Raw genomic sequence first — 21,756 nt, 5'->3', positions numbered from 1 at the left:
GCAACGCCTCCCTATTCACCTTTTCTTTTTCCATCGAATCAAAACGATGCGCTTCATTCTGAGTTTTTATTCCACATTCTAATATTAAGAATGAATCGTGTGATAATTCCTAATATTTATTCCTAATTTTAGAATGTATTCTGTTTTTACCGGTTAACAAACCACCGTGAATATGGGTGGTTCAATAAGGAAATTGTAATATGAAACCGATAAAAACGCTTCTAACGACTTCGCTTGCAGTCGCGTCATTTTCATCATTCGGACAAGATCCCGTTTGGGATGCCAATACGGTGGTGCTCACGCAAGAGCCACTTGCTGACGGGGTGTTTGCGTACTATCCAGAGAACGCAAAGAAACTTGAGAAAAAGGGGTTCCCTGTGGCAACCAGCGGTGGGTTCATTGTGGGTGATTCTGGTGTGTTGATCATCGATACCATGTTGAACAAGCGCTTGAATAGCCAAGTACAAAGCTTTGTGGCAGAACACAGTAAGGCACCTAAAATCTATGCAGTGAACACCAGCTACCATGGTGATCATTCCTACGGAAATATGTACCTACCAGAGAGCGCGACCATCATTCAGCATGAAGTGAGTAAAGGGTACGTGGATAGCCACTTCAAAGCGGATACTGAATTTATGATGAGTAACTTTGGTAAAGGACGTGGTATTGAAGACATTGTGCCGACCACAGGCGATGTATTGGTGGAGACGGGCGGTCAGATCACAATCGATTTGGGTGGCAAACAAGTCGAAGTGATTGATTTTGGATTTGCTCAAACAGGGGGCGATCTCTTCGTTTGGGAGCCGGAATCCAAAGTACTGTGGACGGGGAATGCCATTGTTGCGGTTAAGCCAGCGCTTCCGTGGTTGCTAGATGGTCATTTAATTGAAACGTTAGAAACCTTTGAAAGGGTTTATCATTTCTTACCAGCGGACGCAAAAGTCGTTCCTGGGCATGGCTCTGTTATCGGTAAGGAAGATCTTAAATGGCACATCGATTACTTAAAGACAGTTAAAGAGAAGGTTCAGGAAGCCATAGACAATGGGCTTACGTTAGAACAGACAGTAGCAAGCGTGACCTTGCCTGAGTTTAGAGGGTATGCGTTGTTTGGCTGGGTGCACCCGAATATGAATGTTCCGGCTGCATATAAAGATCTTTCTAAGTAATGGTAATTTCTTTTTACATCAAAACCGGGCTAAGTTGCCCGGTTTTTTATTATGTTTTAGGTTTGAACGAGCGCTGATTAGCTGTCTTTGGACTCGTATTGATAGTCGACGTCAACAATGGCGCGATACTGAACTTCACCGCGTTTTTTAGAAAAAGCCTCGATGTGCAATTCCACATCTTTCACTTTTACGCTGTCGTAAATTACAGTGGTGGCTGAAATGGGTAATTTATACGTCAGTTGGTTTGACGACATTTCGTTGATTTCATCCATGAGAGTATATCCAGCATTTAATGCCTGCTCCTGCGTGGCATAGCCTTCAGTTGTTATCGAAGTCGCGCTACTGTTTAGTTGGTTACTAGCAAAGACAGTAGAACTCAGTAGCATGGTTGCAGCTAACACAGTGACTTTCTTCATAACAATACTCCTATAAGCTTATTTACAAACGAATCGGTATTTACAAGTGAGCCAGCATTTAGGAACGAACTGTTGCTCGGAAGTAGACCAATTCTTGCGATTGGACCAGCCTGAAAATTGCCTTAGCCTCGCTTATCGTTAAGTAAGTCAGGGGCTTCGCTATTCACAAGCTGGTAGTACCTATACTACGGATTGTTATGTAAAGAGTCCGTCAAGCCGTGTAAAACTCTCTAGGGTATTGGTAAAGATCGGCACGTGAAAAACAAGGGAACGTCAATTCCCTGTCTTTTGTCTATTTTGTTAAGGTAGATAAACTCTAATCTTCAAAATCTTTCAAATAGTCCTTGGGTGGAGGCGTCCAACTGCGCTCGGTTTGATCGTGCGTACCACGTCTATTGCTATGCAGTGAAGCTTTCAATGTTTCTTCCAATTGCATAAATAACTTGCGGTAATTGTTGTCGAAACGCTGCTCCCCATCGGATTCGTCTAACCAAGCTTTATAAAGCTGTTCAGAGCCTTCTTGTTCCACATCGATATACGCCGCTTTCTGTTGTTCCACCTGAAAAGGGTGCATACCGATAGAACGCAGTGCTTCAGCACCGACTTCCAGTGCTGCATGAAAGGTTTCTTTTTCAATAAAATCTGCGCCCGCTTGGCGAAGATGGTATTCATGAACTCGATCATAAGCTCGAGCAAGTATTTTTACCTGTGGGTAGGTATGTTTCACGTATTGCACGAGTTCTACAGCACTTTCCCGTGCATCCATAGCAACCACTAACAAAGTTGCTTCTTCTATACCTGCAGTATGCAGAAGGTCAGGGCGAGTGGCGTCACCAAAATAGGCTTTAGTATTGATTTTACGCAGGTTATCGACTTGCGATGCTTCGCAGTCCAGCACGACGGTTTGAATGTGGTTACTCACAAGGAGGCGATTCACGATCTGACCGAATCGACCCACACCAGCAATGATGACTTTCCCCGTTTCTTCGATGGTATCTTCTTCACGTTGGTTTTCTTGGTCTAAATATTTCGGCACGATGACCTTATCAAACAGAATGAACAGTCCCGGCGTTAGGAACATAGACAAAGCCACCACCATGGAAAGTGTTTGAGCAAGCTCGGTTGGGATCACGTGGCTTTGAACCGTAAAGCTCAACAACACAAATCCAAACTCACCGGCTTGTGCGAGGCTAAGTGAGAAAAGCCACCTATCGCTGGCACGAATACCAAACACAAAGCTTAAAATGAGCAGAACGAACGCTTTGAGCAGCATAATGCCAATTGTCATTCCAATGATGTCAAAGAATTGGTTACCCAAAATATCGAAGTTAATACCCGCTCCGACGGTGATAAAGAAGAGCCCTAGCAAAAGCCCTTTAAACGGGTCGATATTCGATTCCAGTTCGTGGCGAAACTCACTGTTGGCTAACACCACACCTGCAAGGAAGGTTCCAAGTGCTGGCGATAGCCCGACCAAGCTCATAAGTGCTGCAATCCCTACAACCAGCATCAGTGCTGTAGCGGTGAATATTTCACGTAGACCAGAACTGGCAACAAAGCGGAAAAGAGGACGGCTGGCATAATGCCCTCCTACCACCAGTGCAACAATGGTAACAATAATGACAGAGCCATAAGCCCAACCGGGTAGGCCTGCAACCAAACTCATTTCTTCATGGTGATCGGCGGCAGCTTGCGCGGCGCTTTGGGCTTTTTCTACCAATTCCGGTAGTGCAAGAAGTGGGATAAACGCCAACATTGGAATAACGGCAATGTCTTGGAACAGCAATACAGAGAAGGCGTTACGGCCCCCTTCTGTTTTCGATAGCCCTTTCTCATTAAAAGTTTGAAGAACAATAGCGGTAGAAGAAAGTGCGAAAACAAGACCAATACTTAGGGCGATAGTCCAAGGTTGCTGCAACCACAATGAAATACCCATAACAGCCGCTGCCGTTAAGCCAACTTGCAATCCACCGAGCCCAATTAATCGGTTTTTCATAGACCACAACATTTTGGGTTCTAGCTCTAAACCGACGAGAAACAACATCATGACGACACCGAATTCTGCAAAGTGCTGAATGGTGGTGGTTTCTTCACCTACTAGCCCGATAACAGGACCAATAATGACACCGGCAATCAAGTAGCCTAATACGCTGCCTAACCCTAGACGTTTGGCTATTGGAACCATAATGACGGCGGCGACAAGGTAGATAAAAGCTTGTAAGAAATAGCTGGTCATTACGCATCCCCTTTAAGCAATGGTGAAAGGTCTTGGGTGATTTTCTTCATAGAGGCGGCGGCTTCTAGATCCACCTTGTCTTCCACTAATGCGGTTAGAAGTGTTTGGTATTTTCCTGCGTGACTGTTGATGCGGTATTCTTCAGATGCCGTGCGAGAGCCAAATAAGACAAATGGAGCAAGGTATATCATCCCAGTTAAAGAAGACATTTGTTGCAGGGGCTGTAATAGCTCACCGATGGTGAAGTGGTTAAAGCCATCGGTGCAGTAGGCTTCTTCTTTTCCTCCAGCTGAAATGGCACACATAAAGTATTTGCCATGCAGCTCGGTTCCTGTCGAGCCATAAGCAAATCCGTATTCGAGCACCAAATCTTGCCACTCTTTAAGAATGGCTGGGGTGGAGTACCAGTACATAGGAAATTGGAATATCACAACGTCATGGTCGCGCAGTCTTTGTTGTTCTTTATCTATATTGATATTGAAGCGCGGGTATTCGCGATATAGGTCGATAGCAGTGACGCCTTCCACGCTTTGCGCTGCATGAAACAATGGCAGGTTTACCTCTGATTGTTTGTGCGACGGGTGAGCAAACAGAACAAGTACTTTCTTTTGGGGCATTAGAGTTTCTCTTTCGTGTTTTTTATACGAATACCATACAGTTTGTATCAGGTGTGTAACAACATCATTAATTTGAATGATATATTCGAAAAACGAGTAGAAAATTTAGCGCTCGCTCACGCTTCTCACCCATAAAAAATTGAAAGCTACGAAGTTGCGTCTAGGTGCGATAAATGACAACTGACAGCTATATATTTATCAATGGGTTACTTACTTATATGAGCTCGAATGTACTGCAATTTAAGAAAGGTGAGTGTCGCAAAAATAATATTGTTATATGACTGTTTTGAAGTCGTTGAACTTAATTAACGTTTGTACGTCTTACCTAGTGCGTTTTAATTAATACTGTGTACGAGTTTTTATATATTCATCATGACTGTAACGGAAAGTGCGAATTATAAGAACATAAATGAGTTGGGTTTTTATTATAAAGGAATATATTTATGAGTATCCTAAAGCTGTTTGGGGTTATGATCTTAATTACTATAAGTGGCTGTGGTTCAAATAATGAAGGTTCTTTTGTCGATGTAAAGAGTACTCTTTCTGAAACATTAGATAATTACCTAAACGTCACTATCCCAGATTCGGGTCCAGGTATAGCAATTTCTGTTATTAAAAATGGGAAAATTCAATATATTGGAATGAAAGGATTAGCCAATAAACCCGAAAACACTCCAATAGATGCCGACTCGGGGTTTCGTATCGCTTCTATTAGCAAATCTTTTACGGCATTAGCCATCATGAAGCTTTACGAGCAAGAACGAATTCAACTGAACGACTCGATTTTAAAGTACCTCCCCGAACTACCTTCTTCATGGCAACATATCACTATTCATCATCTACTATCACATCAGTCAGGTATTCCTGATTATAACAATCACACTAGTGTGGCAACTTGGCTTGACGGTCAGACTAATAGCGATGTATTGCAGTTTTATCTTTCTCATCCAGAGTTATCTTTCAAAGCGGGGTCGAATAGTGAATACAGTAATGTAGGGTATTTTCTACTTGCAGAGATCTTTATTAAGGTAACGGGGACTCGTTATGAGGATTATATCCAGAAGGTTTTCTTTGAACCATTAGATATGAAGAATAGCTATGTCGCTGATGAAACCACATTGCCAAGAGCCAATGATGCACTCAACTTCGCACAATATACGACGTTTTATGGCAAAAATAATTTTACCAATGGTGCTAATGGTATTGTGAGTTCAATTAATGATTTAAATATTTTCATCTCGGCTTTACTTGAGGGGAAAGTAGTCCAGAGTGAAACTCTCGAATTAATGTTAAAGCACCATACTCCTAATTTAATAGGTGGAAATGATTATGGATATGGTTGGATCCTTGCCCCTCAAGGAAGTGATGCTTTTTCACACGCTGGTGGTCATGATGGATTTAGAACTTGGTTACTAATAAATAGAGATAAAAACATTCAAGTAATAATTCTTGGTAATGGTGGGGAACTAACTGGGGATCACGGAAAGCTATCCAAGCTTATGAGCTCATTTTTATAGAATGCCGTTCAATCTTGGTCAGTCAATTGAATAACGCACTCGAACAATTGGCAAAAATCAGTTTCTCCGAACGCCTCGCCATCGAACAAAACTTTTTTCAGAACTTGCTCCTTTGGTCATTGAAAAACAAGAGCCTTAGGGTGGCTTCTAGATGCCTTAAAATGGCGATTTAGAGGGGTTTTAAGTTTATGATTCTTAAGGGTTTAAATTGTTTGTTTTTCAAAGGCTTAATCGGTAACGTAGCGGTGTCGAATTAAACGTGAGAGAGAACATGGAATTTAAGCAAAAACACTTTGTATCTGAAAGCTTCGTGCGAACCGATATGTCGGAATGGCGTTTTACCCAATGCACGTTTGACCAATGTGATTTCTCGCGAGCCGATTTAAGCGATGCGGTGTTTATCGATTGTCAGTTTTTTAAGGCGAGTGAGATAGAAGGGTGTCAGTTTCAATATACAAACTTGAAAGACGCGAGCTTTAAGAACTGCCAATTAGCCATGGCACAGTTTGTGGGTGCAAATTGCTTAGGTGCAGAATTTAGAGAGTGCGACCTAAAAGGGGCGAATTTTGTTAAAGCCAACTTTGCCAACCGAGTAAGTCACCAAGTTTACTTCTGTAGTGTTTTTATTACGGGGTGCAATTTGTCGTATGCTAATTTTGAAAATGCCTGTATCGAAAAATGCGATTTGTTTGAGAATCGTTGGACAGGCGCGCTTTTGCAAGGAGCATCACTGCGAGGCTCAGATTTATCCCGCGGAGAATTTTCTGAAGATGCTTGGTCTCAATTCCGCTTTGAGAATTGCGATTTAACCCATACAGAGCTTTACGGGCTCGACCCAAGAAGGATCTCTCTACAAGGTGTGAAGATTTGCGATTGGCAGCAAGAACAGCTTTTAGAGCCGCTTGGTGTGATTGTTCTGCCTTAAAAAAAGCCCGATCTAATCGGGCAAAATTGGGGATGTTTAACCGCTAAATTTACAAATACTACAAGTCAGATAATTTAGATAACGTAATTTCTCTTACCTCCTTGTTTCCAAATAAAATGAACATGCGAACAACCTCAGCTTTGCTATGCAACGTTGAGGTTAAATAGCTATCGCGCCTGCCAACCGCCATCAACGGTAAGCACAGTACCGTTTACATAGTTGGATGCGCGAGAAGCCAGAAACACGACCGCTCCTTCCATGTCTTCCGATTCACCCCATCGCCCCGCAGGGATTCGGTTTAAAATCTCTCCGTTTCTCACTTTGTCTTTTCTTAGTGCTTTGGTGTTGTCTGTTGCCATATATCCCGGTGCAATGGCATTTACGTTGATATCAAAGGGAGCCCACTCACAAGCTCCGATGCGAGTTAAGCCTAAAACGCCTGTTTTACTCGCGGTATAAGAAGGAACCCGTATTCCACCTTGGAAAGAGAGCATGGATGCAATATTGATGATTTTCCCCGGGCGTTTTAGCGCGACCCACTGTTTAACCATGGCTTGACTGAGGAAAAAAAGAGATTTGAGGTTGATGTCCATAACGCTATCCCATTCCTCTTCAGAAAACTGAATGCTGTCGTTTCTTCTGATAATGCCAGCGTTATTCACCAAGATGTCTGGAATAACATCGATCGTTGCAAGGGTATCTACGATTGCGTCAACTGAATTTTTTTCTCCTAAATCTGCCTCGATACCAACAAAATTTTTGCCAAGCTTTTCTATTTTCGCTTGTGTATGCATTGTTGAAGAGCGAGCCACTCCAATAATATTGGCACCTGCTTTCGCCAAAGCGATACTCATCGCTTGTCCCAAGCCTTTCGAGGCACCCGTAACCAGTGCGGTTTTTCCTTCTAAATTGAATAGTTCCATGATGACCTCTTAACGTATTTCTTGTGGAGCGACAAAATCCATGTCGTTGAATTCTTGATTTTCCCCTGCCATGGCCCATATGAAGCTGTAAGGGTTTGTACCTACGCCGCTGTGAATTGACCAGCTTGGTGAGATGACGGCTTGCTCATTTGCGATAACGATATGCCGAGTTTCATCGGGTTTGCCCATGAGATGGAAAATCTGAGTATCTTCTGATTCAGAGAAGTAAAAGTACGCCTCCATACGTCGAGCATGGGTATGGCACGGCATCGTATTCCAGTTGGAAGAGTTAAGGAGTTCCGTTAGTCCCATAACCAGCTGCGAGCTTCGGCACACATCTGGGTGAATGTATTGATGGATAACTCGTTCGTTGGATTTTTTGGACTCCCCCAAGTGAACTTGAATAGCTTCTGAACGTCTTACAAGGATTGTTGGATGAGAGTGATGGCTCGGTGAACTGCAGAGATAAAAGCGCGCTGGCTTATCTTTATCGACGCTTTCGAATGAGACTGAATGCGCACCCTGACCAATGTATAGGGCGTCTTTATGATCTAAAGAAAATATCTCATCGCCAACTCGGATTCGACCTTCTCCTCCTAGATTGATGGTGGCTGCTTCGCGGCGATTGAAGAAGCATAACCCGCCTAACTCTTTGCCTTCGGTGAGCTTAAGTGGCGAATTTTCCGGGGAAATCCCTGCAATGATTAGCCGATCATCGTGGCAATAGTATTGCTGCACTTTACCTCGTTCAAATATCGATTCAATGAGGTAGCGATCGCGCAGTGTTTGTGTATCGTAACGGCCGTAGTCCTCGGCATGTGTCGAATAATAGCTTTTCATAATTCTTAATCCGTTAAATTTGAAACGAGTGAACCCAACCCATAACTTGTTAATGGGTTCACTCAATAATGTTTTTAAATCTGGTTTCTTATGGGTAGAGCAGGTTTGGAAGCCACATAACCAAACCGGGCATGAAAGTGACGATGAGTAAGACGAGAACCAAAGGTACTAAAAATGGCATGGTTGCTACGACACATCGCTCGAAACTCAATTTGGAAATACTGGACAAAACATAAAGAACAACACCGACTGGCGGTGTCAGTAGGCTAATCATTAAGGTCAGCACCATAATGACGCCAAAATGTACGGGATCTACCCCAAGTTGAGTCACGGTTGGAAGCAGCACAGGGACAAGAATTGTCATGGCAGCAATGGTTTCCATAAAACACCCGATTACCAGTAGCAAAAGCAAAATGATGCTGAGAACCACGTATTTGTTGTCGGATATTGTCATTAGCCCATCTGCCATTGCGGTAGCAATATTATGATTGGTGAGTAACCAAGCAAAAATAGAAGCAGCGGCAACCACAAATAAGACGACGGCTGTTGTTTCTATCGATTTTAATGAAACCGCCGCTAACCTTTTTAAATTTAAGCTCTTGTAAACGACTGAACCTAAAAATAGCGCCCAAGCTACCGCAGCAATAGCGGCTTCTGTTGGAGTTAGAACGCCTGTCGTAATTCCGCCAACCACAATAATGGGAGTGAGTAAGGACAAGAATGCGCCTTTACTGCTTGATGCGACTCTTCTCATTGAAAATGCACTGTCTACTGGGTAATTTCGACGCTTGGCATACCACCCAATCATGACCATAAGCGCGACTGCCATCATCAGCCCCGGGATCAATCCTGCTGCAAACAGCTTCCCTATAGAGGCGGACGCCAAAACACCGTAAATCACCATAGGTAAAGAGGGAGGAATAATGGGGCCTATAGTGGAAGACGCGGCGGTGATACCAACGGAGAACTCGCTGTCGTATCCGGCTTCGCGCATGGCCTTTATCTCAATAGCGCCAAGCCCTCCCGCATCCGCAACCGCAGCTCCGGACATCCCTGCAAACACGACACTTCCGCCAACGTTTACATGTCCTAGGCCGCCAGGTAGCCAACCCACAAGTGATTTGGCAAAGTCAAAAATACGATTCGTTATTCCTGCTGAATTCATTAAATTACCGGCGAGAATAAAAAATGGCACCGCCAAAAGGGGGAAACTGTCCACACCACTCACCATTCGATGCAGCACAACCATGCTTGGCAAACTGGCGTCGATCAAAATGAACAACAAAGATGCACCCGCCAAAGCGACGGCAACAGGAAGCCCAATTAAAATAAATACGGCGGCCGCGATAAATAAAATAGCAATCATGATGGATCCTCCGATGAATGATCATCGTTATTCTTGAAGCGCTTTATCGATCGATAAATTTCGATGATCAACATCGCAACAAAAGCGGTTGCAACGGATTGGTAAATGACACTTCTGGATAAATCGATAGCCATTAGCTTTTGGAATTGCATGGCGTCTGCAACGGTTAAGCATAGGTAAATCGCACTGGCAAAAAACAGGGACTGTAATATTGAGTTAAACCAAACCATCTTTTTCTGATAAGCAGGTGGAAGCTTGGAAACGAAAAACTGTACGCTAATGTGTGCATGCCTTTTTAGCGCTAATGCAGCACCAAAAAAGGTCAGAACAATCAGAATATTTCGAGCAATTTCTTCTGTCCAAACGGCGGAATCGTTAAGAAAGTAGCGGGTAAAAAACTGATAAAAAACAACAAACGCCAATACCCAGAAAGCTAGAATACAAAACCATTCGAGTATGCCTATGCTACTCCACGTGAAATTTTTGTCTTCGTCTTCGATGAATCCGCTTGCTTCATCTTCTGTTTGTGTGATGTTTTGTTTGTCGTATTGCCTCACGGGTGCCTCTCTATGTTTTTCCGCTTCTCGGAAATCTGAGGGTTACCAGTGTTCTCTGCGTCTAACATTTCACGCTCCTAGAGGTTTACAACTTGGTTCGTTATGCCATGCGTAACGAACCAAATTGAATGGAAATTAAAGTTCTTGGAATCGTTTGTAGACTTCTTCCGACCAAGAAGCGTGTTTACCATTGTGAACCGACATTGCAGCCTTGCGGAATGCGTTACGGTCGATGTCTGTATTTATGTTGACGCCTTGTTCAACAAACCAAGCAACCAAGTCTTTCTCTGATTGGCGAATGTCATTACTGGCGCCAGCCGACGCCTCGACGAATACTGTTTTGAACATGCTTTTATCGCTGTCAGACAATTTGTTCCAAGTAGGACCGCCAACAACCGTAACTAGGCTATCAATGATATGCCCTGTCAGATTGATGTACTTTTGCACCTCGTAAAACTTCTTGGCTTGGATGGTTGGTAAGGGGTTTTCTTGTCCATCAACAACACCTTGGGAAAGCGCCAAGTAAACCTCTGAAAACGCGATGGGCGTTGCGTTCGCTTCGACCGAGTCTGTAAACATCTGGAAGAGTGGCGCTGGTGGAACACGAAGCTTCATGTCTTTCATATCGGCAGGCTTAGATACTGGCGTGTTCGACGTCACCATACGTTGGCCATAGTAAGTAAGCGATTGAATGTTGTGCCCTGTTACTGACTTATACCCGTTACTTAAATCCGCGAACAATGAACTGTTCGCGTAAGCGTTAAAGTGATCAAAATTACGAAGCATAAACGGCGCGCTCGGTATGGCGAGTGGACCATATGAACGGCCAACGAATGTTGAACCAGTATAAATAATATCAATTGTTCCTAAACTTAAAGATTCGTTGATTTCATTTTCTTTACCGAGTGACGCGGCGGGGAAAACTTGAACTTCGAATTTTCCATTACTGCGTTTGCCAATTTCTTCTGCTGCCCAAACTGCCCATTTATGGTAAGGGGTAGAAGTTTCGTATACGTGTGCCCACTTAAGCTTTTCTGCCGAGACTACTGCTGGGGAGAACAAGCTAGAAAGTGCCAATGTGGTCGCTGTAAAGCTTAGGGTTACACGTTTTAGCCATTTCCTTTTGTCCATTTTTTGCTCCTTAAAAATTAAACGTGTTTCACTATTTTCCAGTTTTTAAAATGTATGCGTTGTCATCCTTTCGATTAAAAAATTAACACATGTATGTCATCATACAAGTTGTTTTTTTAATCAATACCAGCTCGATTTAGTATGCAATAATATTCATTTTTGAGCGTTTAACTTTTTATTAACTTTTTGAAAGAATGAAAGTTTGTAAAACATGAAATTCTTAATTTGAGCGATATGAGAGATAAATCGAATTCTATTTATTGTGCGCAAAGTCAATATTTATTATTTTTGAGACAGGGTAAGGAGGCAATATATCGTCCAAATATACTCGTGCGCACTCACTAGATTTTAATGGGTGTTGTTTATTTCTATGAAATTGAATTAGGATGATGTAGCCAAGCGACTTAAAACCAGCTGACCGCTTGAAGCGACTGAACCATAAATAGAAATGATTAAAGTTGGTGGAGGCTATTTACTAAAATGTTAGGCAAGAGAAAAACACTGGCATCTCAACTTATTGAAAAAATAAAGAAAGACATTATTGATGGTAATTTGTCTCCTGGAGATAAGTTGCCATCAGAACAAAGCCTTATTAATCAGTATGGTGTAAGCCGAACTGTCGTACGTGAAGCGATAGCAGGGCTAAGGGCGGACGGAATGGTTGTGACTCGTCAGGGAATTGGTGCTTTCGTTACGGAAAACCCTGTTAATAAACTCGAGTTATTTAATCCGACGACGCTAAAAGATATTTTGCACGTACTCGATTTGAGGCTATGCCTAGAAACTAAAACGGCGCAACTTGCCGCGGAGCACCACACCGACGCTCAGTTGGCGAAAATAGAAGCGGCGTTGGGTGCCTTCAAAAAAGCGGAGTACGATTATAGCGAAGTATCGATTGCGGATTTTCAATTTCATATCGCGATTGCAGAGGCGTCTGGCAACCCTTATTTCCTAAAATTGCTGGAACACTTAGGCCCCCAAATTATCCCTCACTCCCGTATCGATTTATATCAATTGCCTGATGATGAAGCTGACTTTCTAGATCGTGTCTACTTAGAACACAAGAAAATGTATGAATATATCGCGGAAAGGGATATTGAAAACGCTGGAAATACAATGGCTTCTCATTTAGAAAAAGGCATTTCAAGATATAAAAAGCTGGATTCCGAATCGGCTAATTAGCCATACATTTATTTTTATATATGGTTTCATTTTTTCTCTAATTTATTTTTTCAAATTCACATTTATCGTGCAGCCCGTCACATAAATAGCAAGTTTTCATTTAATTATATTGACAGTTTTGACTGTAACTTAATAAGAATTGTCATGCGTTGTTCATTCTTTGTCGACAACCTCAGGGTTTATTTGAGGTTGTTATACGTAGTATTCGACAAAGTAAGAACGTTAAAACTTTAACCTCTTTTCTGTCGTTTACTTTTCGATTTGTTCTTTGATCTCATCTTAATTAGGTGAATCAAGTGATTGAGAGGTAACAACGATGCACTCCTCAATTCAATGTAATCTTCGTAGGTTTACCGGAGCGATGCTCTTTCCTTTGATGATTGCACTACCCCAACAACTCAGTGCTTCCCCTGTAGCGAATGATTACGATTTTGTTGTTACAGAAGATGGCACTTACATCTGGTTTATTGATGAGCGAGCCAGAATCAACGACGGTGTGCTTTACACATCCTATGTAAAAATTGATGGTTTTACAGGTATGTCTACGCTGGATTTAGAATCTGGGTCTAGAATCGGTGATGACATCGACCTCAGTAGCTTTCAACAAGCAGATGACCACAACAACGGCGCTATTCTTCCACTGCAAAATGGAAAAATGATGTCTCTGTATACACTACACGACGCTAGACGAACGCAATATTATCGAGTCTCTAACAAATCTCTGCCGCTGACGTTAGAAGACTGGGGAGAAGAGAGGACGTATCCCATTCCTAGTACTGCTACATACAATAACGCGTATCAACTGTCGGCAGAAAATGGAAAAATCTACAATTTTTTCCGGGTCGGTGCTCGTGATCCGTATTACGTTACTTTTGATGCCAATGGCGACAACCCGACTGAAGCAAAACACTTTATTCAAAATGGTACTCAATGGTGGGATAGGGCGTATGCGAAATACGCATCGAATGGCGTAGATAGAATCGATTTTTTCTTTACCGACGGTCATCCGACGCCCAAACGAACCAGTTTATATCACCTCTATATTAAAAACGGAAAAACATACAAATCTGATGGAACACTCATTGGAAATATGGATGATGCTCCATTCGCTGTGACAGATGGAACGGTGGTTTACCAGCAAGGAGAAGACGGAACAAACCGCTCACCTTGGAACCATGAAGTTCGTTATGATTCCTCAGGTAACCCTGTCCTTCTCTATAGTCATCAATACGACAAAAATACCCTCGATTACTACATGGCGACTTGGAACTCATCAACTAACCAATGGAATAAAATTTGGGTAGCTGATGCGGGAGACTCCCTAATTCCTCAAGCAATGACAGCACCCGATGGAACAAGGTTTGGCGGGTCGCAGATCGACTATGCAGGGGGGATTACTCTTAATCCATACAATTCAAATGAGCTGTTTATTTCCACTAATGTCAATCCAACAACGGGTCTAGACACGGATAAGTTTGAAATCTACAAAGGTGTTTTGAGCGGAACGAACTTTACTTGGGAAGCCTTAACCTCAAACTCGCCAGACAATAATTACCGTCCGTTTGTCCCATTTGGTGCAGAACGTTCAGGTGAGCAAGTCGTCATTTGGTTTACTGGTAAGTATGAATCCTTTGTTAATGGGTACAAAAACCTGCAAAGCACTGGAGAACCTTATTACTTCAAAGGGTATGACTCGAAAATTGTAGGGAGATACATCAATAGTCCGAGCGCTTACATCGCGAGAACTTGCCAAGCGGTTCACGTTTCTCCCTCTTCATCCAACACGACGGCCTATGGTGGCAACCAAGATCAAGGGAGTGCAACCTTTAGCAATAATGGTATTACACTAACGGGGAATAGCTGGAAAGGCATTGATATCGACTATCGAGTGACGCCAAACACCACGGTGTCTTTTGAGTTCAAATCAGATACTCAAGGTGAAGAGCATGCCATTGGGTTTGATAACAACTTATCTGTAAGTAACCAATTACGCGCTCGCTTACATGGCACGCAAAAAGACGCCAATATTGAAGGTAGGTTTGACACTTATCATACCAACGGAGCCTTTTCACGCTTCATCACACCTATTGGGAAATCCATAGCTAATCAACCATTTAATGCAAGCTATCTTGTTGTAAATGCCGATGATGATGCAACGGCACAAGGTGATTCGACGTTCCGAAACATCTTGATATTTGAAGACTATAGCGACGTTTACTTTAGCCGTAATCAAGTCGATGTTTATGACGCCAACCAAGGTGATGGCGGAACATTTGAGGTGTCTCCGGATGGCAGCACTTTGTCAATCACCAATAATGGGTGGCGAGTAGTTGAACTTCCTTATGACATCACGCCAAGTACCGTTATGACATTTGATTTTAAAAGTACTCAACAAGGTGAGTTTCACGGCATCGCGATGGATAAAGATTTAGTCCTTAACAATGGTGAAACTCGTTTCTCCCTTTATGGAACCCAAGGCGACCCAAGCTCAAACGAAAGCTTTAAAACCTACGATGCAAGCGGTGAGTTTCAACATTTCACGATCCCTGTCGGTCAATTTGCAACTACTGAAAGAACAAATTATCTAGTGCTTATTGCTGACCATGACAATGGTGAAAAAAATGGTGAGTCGGTGTTTCGCAATGTCCGCATCTTTGACGATGCAAATGGAAACCTTATTGATGATCGCTGTGATCCAGCGTTTTGAAGATCCCAGATCTCACGACAAATTTTTAACTAAGGACAGTTAAGATGAAAGCTACAGTAACTAAGCTATCTCTTCTCGGCGCACTATGCCTAAGCGGGACGGCGTTTGGGGGATACAAATTTACCCCAAACGATATGCTCAATACCTCAAAGTTGGTCCATGATTACTGGGTTGATAATGGGTTCTACGACAGTCAATACGCACCAGATACGAATTGGATATATGGGGCGTACCATATTGGTGAGTTCGATTATTTCAAGCTGACCGGTAATGGAAAAGCATGGGACAACACCCTAAATTGGGCAAGAGCCTTTTCCTATGAACCTCACGGGTCTTGTACGACAACCCATGCGGATCATCAAGCGGTAGGACAGGTCTTCTTCGAGTTGGCTCCTTTAGCCAATGAACCTGACGGCATCCTAGATTGCTTAAAAGACAGCGTGATGGGGGTGGTTAATTCTTCCTATACACGCTATTGGTCTTGGGCGGATGCTCTTTACATGGCTCCAGCTGTTTGGCCATTAATGGCCGACACATTGACGAGTGAGTCAGAGAAACAAGCAGTTTATCAGTCGCTATATACTCAATTCCAATCAACCTACAACGAACTTTGGAATGAAGAGTATGATCTGTGGGCGCGGGATTCTAGATACGTTTTCCCCAGAAATCCGAGCCCAGATGGTAACCCCATGTTTTGGTCACGCGGTAATGGCTGGGTATATGGCGGGATTGCCCGATTGTTAGATCGGCTACCTGAAGATGCACCTCACTACAATGAATATGTGACCAATTTTGTAAAAATGTCGGCAGCCCTTAAAAATGCTCAATTAGCCGATGGATTCTGGGGAGCTGATCTTATTGAGCCGCACCATATCAATGCTCCGGAATCGAGTGGAACCACATTTTTTGTTTATGGCATGGCAATAGGTATTCGACTCGGTATTTTAGATGCTGAAACGTATATGCCAGTCATCGAAAAAGGGTGGTTAGCGCTCGCGAATACCGCGTTACAGGATTCTGGTCGATTAGGTTGGGCTCAAGGTGTGGCTCATGAACCATACATGGCATACGCGAGAGCAGGATCTAGCCAGCCTTACACGGTAGGTTCTTATTTGGCAGCCTCTGGCGAAATCTATCATCTTCTATCAGATAACAATATTGCAGAAAATAAAGCCGTAACATGTTCAGCTGAACCTCAGCCAACCTTGGCACCTTGTAGCCAAGCGGTCGACGGAAATATCGCTGGGCGCAAACGTTGGTCAGCCAATGCGTTGCCTTCGTGGATTGAAATCGATCTAGGTGAGGTTAGCGAGCTTTCAGCATTTAGAGGGCATTTCTATTTCGACCGTGATTACCAATACAAAGTAGAGGTAAAAGTTGATTCTGGCAGCCAGTACGAGCTGGTACTCGATCAACTGAATAATACAGACGGTCGTGCAAGCCTAATAGGGTTACCTGACAATACATTTGGTCGATATGTTCGTGTTACTGTCGAAGATGCAGCAACTTACAATGGTAGCTGGGTAAGTATCAGAGAGTTGGAAGTGTTTGGTAAACCATCCGCATTAGAGAGTGTTTCATTAAACAAACCAGTGACTTGCAGCGATGAACCACAACCTCAATACAGTTGCAACCAAGTTGTAGATGGAAATGAAGGTGCCGGAGACCGTTGGTCGGCGATGACGTTCCCACAAAGTGTAGAAGTGGATCTCGGTTCATTACACACGTTGAATGGATTCGCGTTGAGTGCTCTCAATAACCGAGAATACAACTTTGATATTAAAGTGAAAGCGACGGAAGCTGCCGATTATCAGTTGGTCAGTGATGTAGTGGGTGGTGATGGAACCGGGCAATATCAAGCCCTTACTCCTGTCGTTACTCGATACGCAAAACTGACCGTAACAGGCATCGCCGACAATTCGTCTAACTGGGTGAGTTTGCGAGAATGGGATTTGTACGGGAGAGAGTACTCTCCAGCCATAATCCAGCCAACGTCGTTTACGTGCAACAATGAGCCACAGGCTCAATACGGCTGCGAAAACTTGTTTGATGGCAGTTCGTCGTCTGGAGACAGGTGGTCGACAGATGGTTATGGCGTCGTAGAAGCGGAGCTCGGGAATGAGAAATCTATACGAGCTTACAGCCTCAGTACTTTTCAAGACCGAAAGTACGGCTACAAACTCGAAGCGCTAAACTCAAATGGTGAATATGTCATTATCGATGAGCGAGACAGCAATGCATCTGAACCAGGAGTTCAGCACATTCTGCCAAACTCAGTCAGTACATCTAAAGTGCGTCTCACCGTCACGGAGTTCCCGCCTGGGATCATTCCATGGACAAGCTTGACAGAGCTCTCGCTGTACGAGTAAAACTTCGCGCCCTGTGATAGCAGGGCGTTTATCTTTACAGGAATGAATGTTAAAGCATCAAAGGGCTTACTTGCTCTCGTATCTGCGTTGAAAATCCTATTGCGTGTATAGATATAGGTCTAATTCTTGCGATATGCCGCAGAAATTCGCCAGCTTCTTGATGGTTTTGTAATCTTGGACACACCAGATCAATAGCTTATGTGTTAAATTTTACCTCCACTTGGTTATGAGCTTTTAAAACAAGCCAAACCAGATCTGAACAAGTAGTTTGCGTTGAAATAGGATGTTTTGATGTTTAAGAAAGTGGATGTTCCGAGTATGACTTCAGCAGGGTTGAAAGTAGGTGACTCTGTGATTTCGTTAGACAGAATTGAAGAACTGTATGTGAAGGATTACACCACAATAGACAAGGTGAAAAGAGCTGCACTGATAGCATTCGTGTTTGGTTTTGTTGCCTTGCTTGTCCACCCGTTGTACGCCGGATTGCCCGTCTTTTTATTGGTGTATTGGTTCGCGTATGCTAAATCCCCCATCTATGAATTGCGAGCGGTTGTTAAATCGGGCAACCCAGAAACCGAAGATTTGGATACCGGATTGCACAAAACCGTATCCAGAGAAGATTACATCTTGGTGATCGAAAAATTCCACGCCATTAAAGCATATAACGAAATGACGGCACATTAGCCTATAGTGCTGGGCGACACTTCTAAACTATCTGGATACCGACAGTATTGAGTTTACCGGTATCCACTTTCGTTCTCTTGTTAGATATTCACATCCCGAATGGGCTTGTTTAGAATACTGTGTTAGCCCATAAAAGTGACGCGCTTTATCAAGCCATCTTCAACTTCATATGCAGCAATAACCTTCAAGCTATTTTCAATTTCTCCAGACGCTAAGCTCGACGATTCTGCCAATTCATGATCAACCAAAAAACGGTCGTGAACAATGCGCTTTAGCGATGTCGCGTTTAAATACGTTAAGCTCGCAAACTTCTTTCCATAACGCTCAATCAACGTATCTCTCCCTGTGTATTGAAGCCCTTTAGAGAAAGAGTTAATCTCCACATTTTCGTGATAAGTGGCTGCGAAAGCATCAATGTCGCGCGCGTTGTAGGCGTCGAGTTGTTGATCGACGATGGCAATGGTGGCAAGTTCCGTTTCAGTATGCATCTGGTATCCCTTTTTTTGTTTGGCGAAGAGGGTATACACAATTAAGTAAAAGGTATAGTCAAACTGATTCAAGATGCTGCGTTCGCCGATTATAGATCCGCTAAAAAGTGAATGATCGACCCAGTCTCCGGGTTTTAGGTAGAGTATCGCTCAAAGTACAGCTAACTACTTAATTATAAATAGCTAGACTCTTGTGGTAGCCTCACAGCAACTTAAACAAACGTTGCGTAGTTATTGAGAAAGATGAAACAGTCCATTGTCGGTTACCATAAAGATGGTTTTGATGATTGGGTGGCGGAATTACAGTGCGGTCATTTTCAACATGTCCGGAATAAACCTCCCTTTATAAATAGACCTTGGGTTGAAACGGAGACAGGTCGTGATTCTATGTTGGGCTATAAATTGAATTGCAAAAAATGCGATTTAGGTGAACCAAAAGATCAGATTTAGCCCGCTAGGTCTATGTATTGGTTGATATTCTTACTTAGGTTGCCAGTTTATACCAATGTTTTTACCAACTCCAAATCGTTGAGAACCACCGAACTTAAACGTTCCTTGCTCCGTTTCCCTGTTTCGATAAATCCATGTTTTCTATAGAAAGTCAGAGCAGATTTGTTTGTATCCAGTGCCCATAACGTGATTTGGCTTACAGATGAGCATGCCAATTTCAATTCGCATTCTTCCATAAGCTTAGAACCAATCCCTTTGTCAAAATGGCTTGGTAAAAGGTAAATAGAGCTGATTTCGATACTCTGAGATGAGAGATTGGGTTGAGCTTTTTCAAAACTGATAAAACCGACGATTTTCTGATTTTCTTCGGCGACAAGTAAATTGGCGAGGCTTTTACTGATCACGTTTGTCCACAGTTTGGTTCTGCGCTCAATAGTTTGTTGTTTAATAAATTCGTCAGGCATAAGACCGTGATATGCTGCCTGCCACGATGTAACATGAGTATGTGCTACTTCGGATACGTCTTCTAAGACTGCCTCCCGAATTCTAATCTCCATTCTCCTATCTCCTTGAAATCATGAATATCCTTTTAACGGATGATACTGACTTTCAATGCATTGTGTTGGTTTAAATTGTTTCAAAGACTCAATACTTGACCCGACTATAGGATCTTCATTTAGTTAAAGTGACACGGTCACGTAGTGTGGGGGATTTGGAGCCTAGAAGCCGAGTGAACATAATAAATTTTTATAACCACTCGGCATCCATGAAGGTGGAATACCGCGAATTCACCGCTTTTGGAGGTACCGTTTGTTTTAAATCTTGGAGTATTAAAGATAACGTTCGTTAACTGTTCATAATTTTCATTGAAGGGGAAGGGATAAGCGGGGCATCAGTCTGGCTCTGAACCTCATCGAAACGAACACCTTCAGCGATTTCAGTCATGACCATTCCCTGAGACGTGATTTCAAATACGCCCAGTTCTGTCACCACCATGTCGACCTGACCGGTGGCGGTTAAAGGGAGAGTGCATTGTTTAAGAAGTTTGGGTTTCCCTTTGGCGGTATGTTCCATCGCAATGATGACTTTCTTGGCTCCGACGACCAAATCCATCGCACCTCCCATTCCCGGCACCATTTTCCCCGGCACTATCCAGTTGGCCAGATTGCCTTGTTCGTCCACTTCTAATGCACCCAAAACGGTTGCATCGACATGACCACCGCGGATAATGGCAAATGAGTCGGCGCTATTAAAATACCCAGCCCCCTCAATGGCGGTGATGTATTGGGCTCCGGCGTTAACCAAATCCCAGTCTTTTTGGGTTTCATCCGCCATTTCGCCAATACCGAGTAAGCCGTTTTCTGCCTGAAAGAGAATCTCTATTTCTGGGCTAATTTCATTGGCAACCAGAGTAGGTAAACCAATGCCTAAGTTCACCACATCACCATCGTTAAACTCTTGGGCTACACGCTTGGCGATGCGTTGTCTGATTGTTTGTTTGGATTTACTCATCAGGATGCCTCTTTCTGGTAGATGTGGTCGACATACAAGCTAAGAGTATGAATGGCTTCCGGCTGTATGCTGCCAATGTCCACCAGCTCGATGGCTTCAACAATCACGGTCTCTGCGGCGGTTGCCATGATAGGGTTAAAGTTCTGGGTGGTTTTGTTGTAGAAGACATTGCCGCGTGCATCGACTTTGGAGCCGCGAATCAGCGCCAAATCGGCTTTAAGTGGCGTCTCTAACAGAAAAGTTTCTCCATCGACCTCCACCGTTCTTTTTCCCTCTGCCACTAAGGTGCCTAGCCCAGTCGGGGTTAAGACACCCCCCAAACCAGCCCCACCAGCTCTTATCCTTTCAGCTAGAGTGCCCTGAGGAACAAGCTCAACTTCCAGCTCGCCCGAATTCATCTGTGCCCCTGTTTCAGGGTTTAACCCGATGTGGGAAGCGTAGAGCTTTTTTACTCGCTTTTGGGCGATCAGTCGGCTGACACCGTGTTCCGGATAACCAGTGTCGGTGCTGATTAATGTGATGTCTTTAATGTCATTTTCAATCAATAAATCAATCAAACCTTCAGGTGCGCCAGTCGACATAAACCCACCGATCATGATCGTCATGTCATCTTTTAAGAGAGAGGCAACGCCTGATTTTTCTATTTTTTTCTTCATGACCTTTTCGTCTT

20 protein-coding genes are annotated in these 21,756 nt (G+C 43.3%); 8 read left to right on the top strand and 12 right to left on the bottom strand.

Features of this window, described 5'->3' with window-relative positions; all coding sequences use genetic code 11:
* The first annotated feature begins 200 nt into the window (after positions 1-200).
* On the top strand, positions 201-1,166 hold the full coding sequence (locus tag CW749_RS01535) for an MBL fold metallo-hydrolase (protein WP_101110111.1): 966 nt from the start codon (positions 201-203) through the stop codon (positions 1,164-1,166).
* A 77-nt stretch (positions 1,167-1,243) separates the two neighbouring features.
* On the opposite strand, the gene CW749_RS01530 is transcribed toward CW749_RS01535, so the two are convergent.
* The 3 genes from CW749_RS01530 to CW749_RS01520 all read right to left on the bottom strand — a co-directional run bounded on the left by CW749_RS01530 (position 1,244) and on the right by CW749_RS01520 (position 4,435).
* Positions 1,244-1,582: a DUF3316 domain-containing protein gene (locus CW749_RS01530; protein WP_101110110.1), complete on the bottom strand. Its 339-nt coding sequence runs from the start codon at positions 1,580-1,582 to the stop codon at positions 1,244-1,246.
* 316 nt (positions 1,583-1,898) lie between these two features.
* Positions 1,899-3,818, bottom strand: a complete 1,920-nt coding sequence (locus CW749_RS01525) for a monovalent cation:proton antiporter-2 (CPA2) family protein (protein ID WP_101110109.1) — start codon at positions 3,816-3,818, stop codon at positions 1,899-1,901.
* Positions 3,818-4,435 carry an NAD(P)H-dependent oxidoreductase gene (locus CW749_RS01520; RefSeq protein WP_101110108.1) on the bottom strand — a complete coding sequence of 206 codons (618 nt, stop codon included), beginning with the start codon at positions 4,433-4,435 and terminating at the stop codon, positions 3,818-3,820. Before CW749_RS01520 ends, CW749_RS01525 begins: the two co-directional genes overlap by 1 nt.
* A 443-nt stretch (positions 4,436-4,878) precedes the next feature.
* Here CW749_RS01520 and CW749_RS01515 point away from each other — a divergent pair, with 443 nt between their 5' ends.
* Both CW749_RS01515 and CW749_RS01510 read left to right on the top strand, forming a co-directional pair.
* Positions 4,879-5,952, top strand: a complete 1,074-nt coding sequence (locus CW749_RS01515; protein WP_101110107.1) for a serine hydrolase domain-containing protein — start codon at positions 4,879-4,881, stop codon at positions 5,950-5,952.
* Positions 5,953-6,223: 271 nt separating this feature from the next.
* Positions 6,224-6,877, top strand: coding sequence for a Qnr family pentapeptide repeat protein (locus CW749_RS01510; RefSeq protein ID WP_101110106.1), 654 nt, complete (start codon positions 6,224-6,226; stop codon positions 6,875-6,877).
* A gap of 167 nt (positions 6,878-7,044) precedes the next feature.
* Here CW749_RS01510 and kduD read toward each other — a convergent pair whose 3' ends face one another.
* The 5 genes from kduD to CW749_RS01485 all read right to left on the bottom strand — a co-directional run bounded on the left by kduD (position 7,045) and on the right by CW749_RS01485 (position 11,694).
* Positions 7,045-7,800: a 2-dehydro-3-deoxy-D-gluconate 5-dehydrogenase KduD gene (gene kduD, locus CW749_RS01505; protein ID WP_101110105.1), complete on the bottom strand. Its 756-nt coding sequence runs from the start codon at positions 7,798-7,800 to the stop codon at positions 7,045-7,047.
* 9 nt (positions 7,801-7,809) lie between these two features.
* The gene (gene kduI / locus CW749_RS01500; protein ID WP_101110104.1) at positions 7,810-8,640 is read right to left on the bottom strand and encodes a 5-dehydro-4-deoxy-D-glucuronate isomerase; all 831 of its coding nucleotides are present in this window, start codon (positions 8,638-8,640) and stop codon (positions 7,810-7,812) included.
* 88 nt (positions 8,641-8,728) lie between these two features.
* Positions 8,729-10,006, bottom strand: coding sequence for a TRAP transporter large permease (locus CW749_RS01495; protein ID WP_101110103.1), 1,278 nt, complete (start codon positions 10,004-10,006; stop codon positions 8,729-8,731).
* A complete protein-coding gene (locus CW749_RS01490) occupies positions 10,003-10,563 on the bottom strand; it encodes a TRAP transporter small permease (protein ID WP_101110102.1) in 561 nt (186 codons plus the stop codon). Before CW749_RS01490 ends, CW749_RS01495 begins: the two co-directional genes overlap by 4 nt.
* 135 nt (positions 10,564-10,698) lie before the next feature.
* Complete coding sequence (locus CW749_RS01485) at positions 10,699-11,694, bottom strand: sialic acid TRAP transporter substrate-binding protein SiaP (RefSeq protein ID WP_101110101.1); 996 nt, start codon at positions 11,692-11,694, stop codon at positions 10,699-10,701.
* Between the two features lie 480 nt (positions 11,695-12,174).
* Here CW749_RS01485 and CW749_RS01480 point away from each other — a divergent pair, with 480 nt between their 5' ends.
* The 4 genes from CW749_RS01480 (at position 12,175) to CW749_RS01465 (ending at position 18,636) form a co-directional block, all read left to right on the top strand.
* Positions 12,175-12,876 carry a FadR/GntR family transcriptional regulator gene (locus tag CW749_RS01480; protein ID WP_101110100.1) on the top strand — a complete coding sequence of 234 codons (702 nt, stop codon included), beginning with the start codon at positions 12,175-12,177 and terminating at the stop codon, positions 12,874-12,876.
* 316 nt (positions 12,877-13,192) lie between these two features.
* A complete protein-coding gene (locus CW749_RS01475) occupies positions 13,193-15,583 on the top strand; it encodes a BNR-4 repeat-containing protein (RefSeq protein WP_101110099.1) in 2,391 nt (796 codons plus the stop codon).
* Between the two features lie 44 nt (positions 15,584-15,627).
* Complete coding sequence (locus CW749_RS01470) at positions 15,628-17,952, top strand: glycoside hydrolase family 88 protein (RefSeq protein ID WP_101110098.1); 2,325 nt, start codon at positions 15,628-15,630, stop codon at positions 17,950-17,952.
* A gap of 291 nt (positions 17,953-18,243) precedes the next feature.
* A complete protein-coding gene (locus tag CW749_RS01465; protein WP_101110097.1) occupies positions 18,244-18,636 on the top strand; it encodes a hypothetical protein in 393 nt (130 codons plus the stop codon).
* 122 nt (positions 18,637-18,758) lie between these two features.
* On the opposite strand, the gene CW749_RS01460 is transcribed toward CW749_RS01465, so the two are convergent.
* Positions 18,759-19,124: a nuclear transport factor 2 family protein gene (locus tag CW749_RS01460; RefSeq protein WP_101110096.1), complete on the bottom strand. Its 366-nt coding sequence runs from the start codon at positions 19,122-19,124 to the stop codon at positions 18,759-18,761.
* Between the two features lie 243 nt (positions 19,125-19,367).
* Between CW749_RS01460 and CW749_RS01455 the strand changes: the two genes are divergently transcribed.
* Positions 19,368-19,574 carry a DUF3565 domain-containing protein gene (locus CW749_RS01455; RefSeq protein ID WP_101110095.1) on the top strand — a complete coding sequence of 69 codons (207 nt, stop codon included), beginning with the start codon at positions 19,368-19,370 and terminating at the stop codon, positions 19,572-19,574.
* 47 nt (positions 19,575-19,621) lie between these two features.
* On the opposite strand, the gene CW749_RS01450 is transcribed toward CW749_RS01455, so the two are convergent.
* From CW749_RS01450 to CW749_RS01440, 3 genes are all read right to left on the bottom strand, one after another.
* Positions 19,622-20,131: a GNAT family N-acetyltransferase gene (locus tag CW749_RS01450; RefSeq protein ID WP_101110094.1), complete on the bottom strand. Its 510-nt coding sequence runs from the start codon at positions 20,129-20,131 to the stop codon at positions 19,622-19,624.
* 289 nt (positions 20,132-20,420) lie between these two features.
* The gene (locus tag CW749_RS01445) at positions 20,421-21,086 is read right to left on the bottom strand and encodes a 3-oxoacid CoA-transferase subunit B (protein ID WP_101110093.1); all 666 of its coding nucleotides are present in this window, start codon (positions 21,084-21,086) and stop codon (positions 20,421-20,423) included.
* Positions 21,086-21,742, bottom strand: coding sequence for a CoA transferase subunit A (locus tag CW749_RS01440; protein WP_101110590.1), 657 nt, complete (start codon positions 21,740-21,742; stop codon positions 21,086-21,088). Before CW749_RS01440 ends, CW749_RS01445 begins: the two co-directional genes overlap by 1 nt.
* Between the last annotated feature and the right edge of the window lie 14 nt (positions 21,743-21,756).

The organism is Vibrio sp. vnigr-6D03 (genome assembly GCF_002835515.1).
Classification (GTDB): Bacteria; Pseudomonadota; Gammaproteobacteria; order Enterobacterales; family Vibrionaceae; genus Vibrio; species Vibrio penaeicida.
Note: the sequence above shows the minus strand (reverse complement) of the source record. Positions and strands in the feature narration are given on the sequence as shown.

What these genes read in the sequence shown, in the direction of transcription:
- CW749_RS01515 (WP_101110107.1), top strand. Translation starts at nt 4,879, where the DNA reads ATGAGTATCCTAAAGCTGTTTGGGGTTATGATCTTAATTACTATAAGT.
- kduD (WP_101110105.1), bottom strand. Translation starts at nt 7,800, where the DNA reads ATGGAACTATTCAATTTAGAAGGAAAAACCGCACTGGTTACGGGTGCC.
- CW749_RS01445 (WP_101110093.1), bottom strand. Translation starts at nt 21,086, where the DNA reads ATGAGTAAATCCAAACAAACAATCAGACAACGCATCGCCAAGCGTGTA.
- CW749_RS01535 (WP_101110111.1), top strand. Translation starts at nt 201, where the DNA reads ATGAAACCGATAAAAACGCTTCTAACGACTTCGCTTGCAGTCGCGTCA.
- CW749_RS01465 (WP_101110097.1), top strand. Translation starts at nt 18,244, where the DNA reads ATGTTTAAGAAAGTGGATGTTCCGAGTATGACTTCAGCAGGGTTGAAA.
- CW749_RS01520 (WP_101110108.1), bottom strand. Translation starts at nt 4,435, where the DNA reads ATGCCCCAAAAGAAAGTACTTGTTCTGTTTGCTCACCCGTCGCACAAA.
- CW749_RS01510 (WP_101110106.1), top strand. Translation starts at nt 6,224, where the DNA reads ATGGAATTTAAGCAAAAACACTTTGTATCTGAAAGCTTCGTGCGAACC.
- CW749_RS01470 (WP_101110098.1), top strand. Translation starts at nt 15,628, where the DNA reads ATGAAAGCTACAGTAACTAAGCTATCTCTTCTCGGCGCACTATGCCTA.
- CW749_RS01530 (WP_101110110.1), bottom strand. Translation starts at nt 1,582, where the DNA reads ATGAAGAAAGTCACTGTGTTAGCTGCAACCATGCTACTGAGTTCTACT.
- CW749_RS01450 (WP_101110094.1), bottom strand. Translation starts at nt 20,131, where the DNA reads ATGGAGATTAGAATTCGGGAGGCAGTCTTAGAAGACGTATCCGAAGTA.
- CW749_RS01480 (WP_101110100.1), top strand. Translation starts at nt 12,175, where the DNA reads ATGTTAGGCAAGAGAAAAACACTGGCATCTCAACTTATTGAAAAAATA.
- CW749_RS01460 (WP_101110096.1), bottom strand. Translation starts at nt 19,124, where the DNA reads ATGCATACTGAAACGGAACTTGCCACCATTGCCATCGTCGATCAACAA.
- CW749_RS01525 (WP_101110109.1), bottom strand. Translation starts at nt 3,818, where the DNA reads ATGACCAGCTATTTCTTACAAGCTTTTATCTACCTTGTCGCCGCCGTC.
- CW749_RS01495 (WP_101110103.1), bottom strand. Translation starts at nt 10,006, where the DNA reads ATGATTGCTATTTTATTTATCGCGGCCGCCGTATTTATTTTAATTGGG.
- CW749_RS01475 (WP_101110099.1), top strand. Translation starts at nt 13,193, where the DNA reads ATGCACTCCTCAATTCAATGTAATCTTCGTAGGTTTACCGGAGCGATG.
- CW749_RS01485 (WP_101110101.1), bottom strand. Translation starts at nt 11,694, where the DNA reads ATGGACAAAAGGAAATGGCTAAAACGTGTAACCCTAAGCTTTACAGCG.
- CW749_RS01455 (WP_101110095.1), top strand. Translation starts at nt 19,368, where the DNA reads ATGAAACAGTCCATTGTCGGTTACCATAAAGATGGTTTTGATGATTGG.
- kduI (WP_101110104.1), bottom strand. Translation starts at nt 8,640, where the DNA reads ATGAAAAGCTATTATTCGACACATGCCGAGGACTACGGCCGTTACGAT.
- CW749_RS01440 (WP_101110590.1), bottom strand. Translation starts at nt 21,742, where the DNA reads ATGAAGAAAAAAATAGAAAAATCAGGCGTTGCCTCTCTCTTAAAAGAT.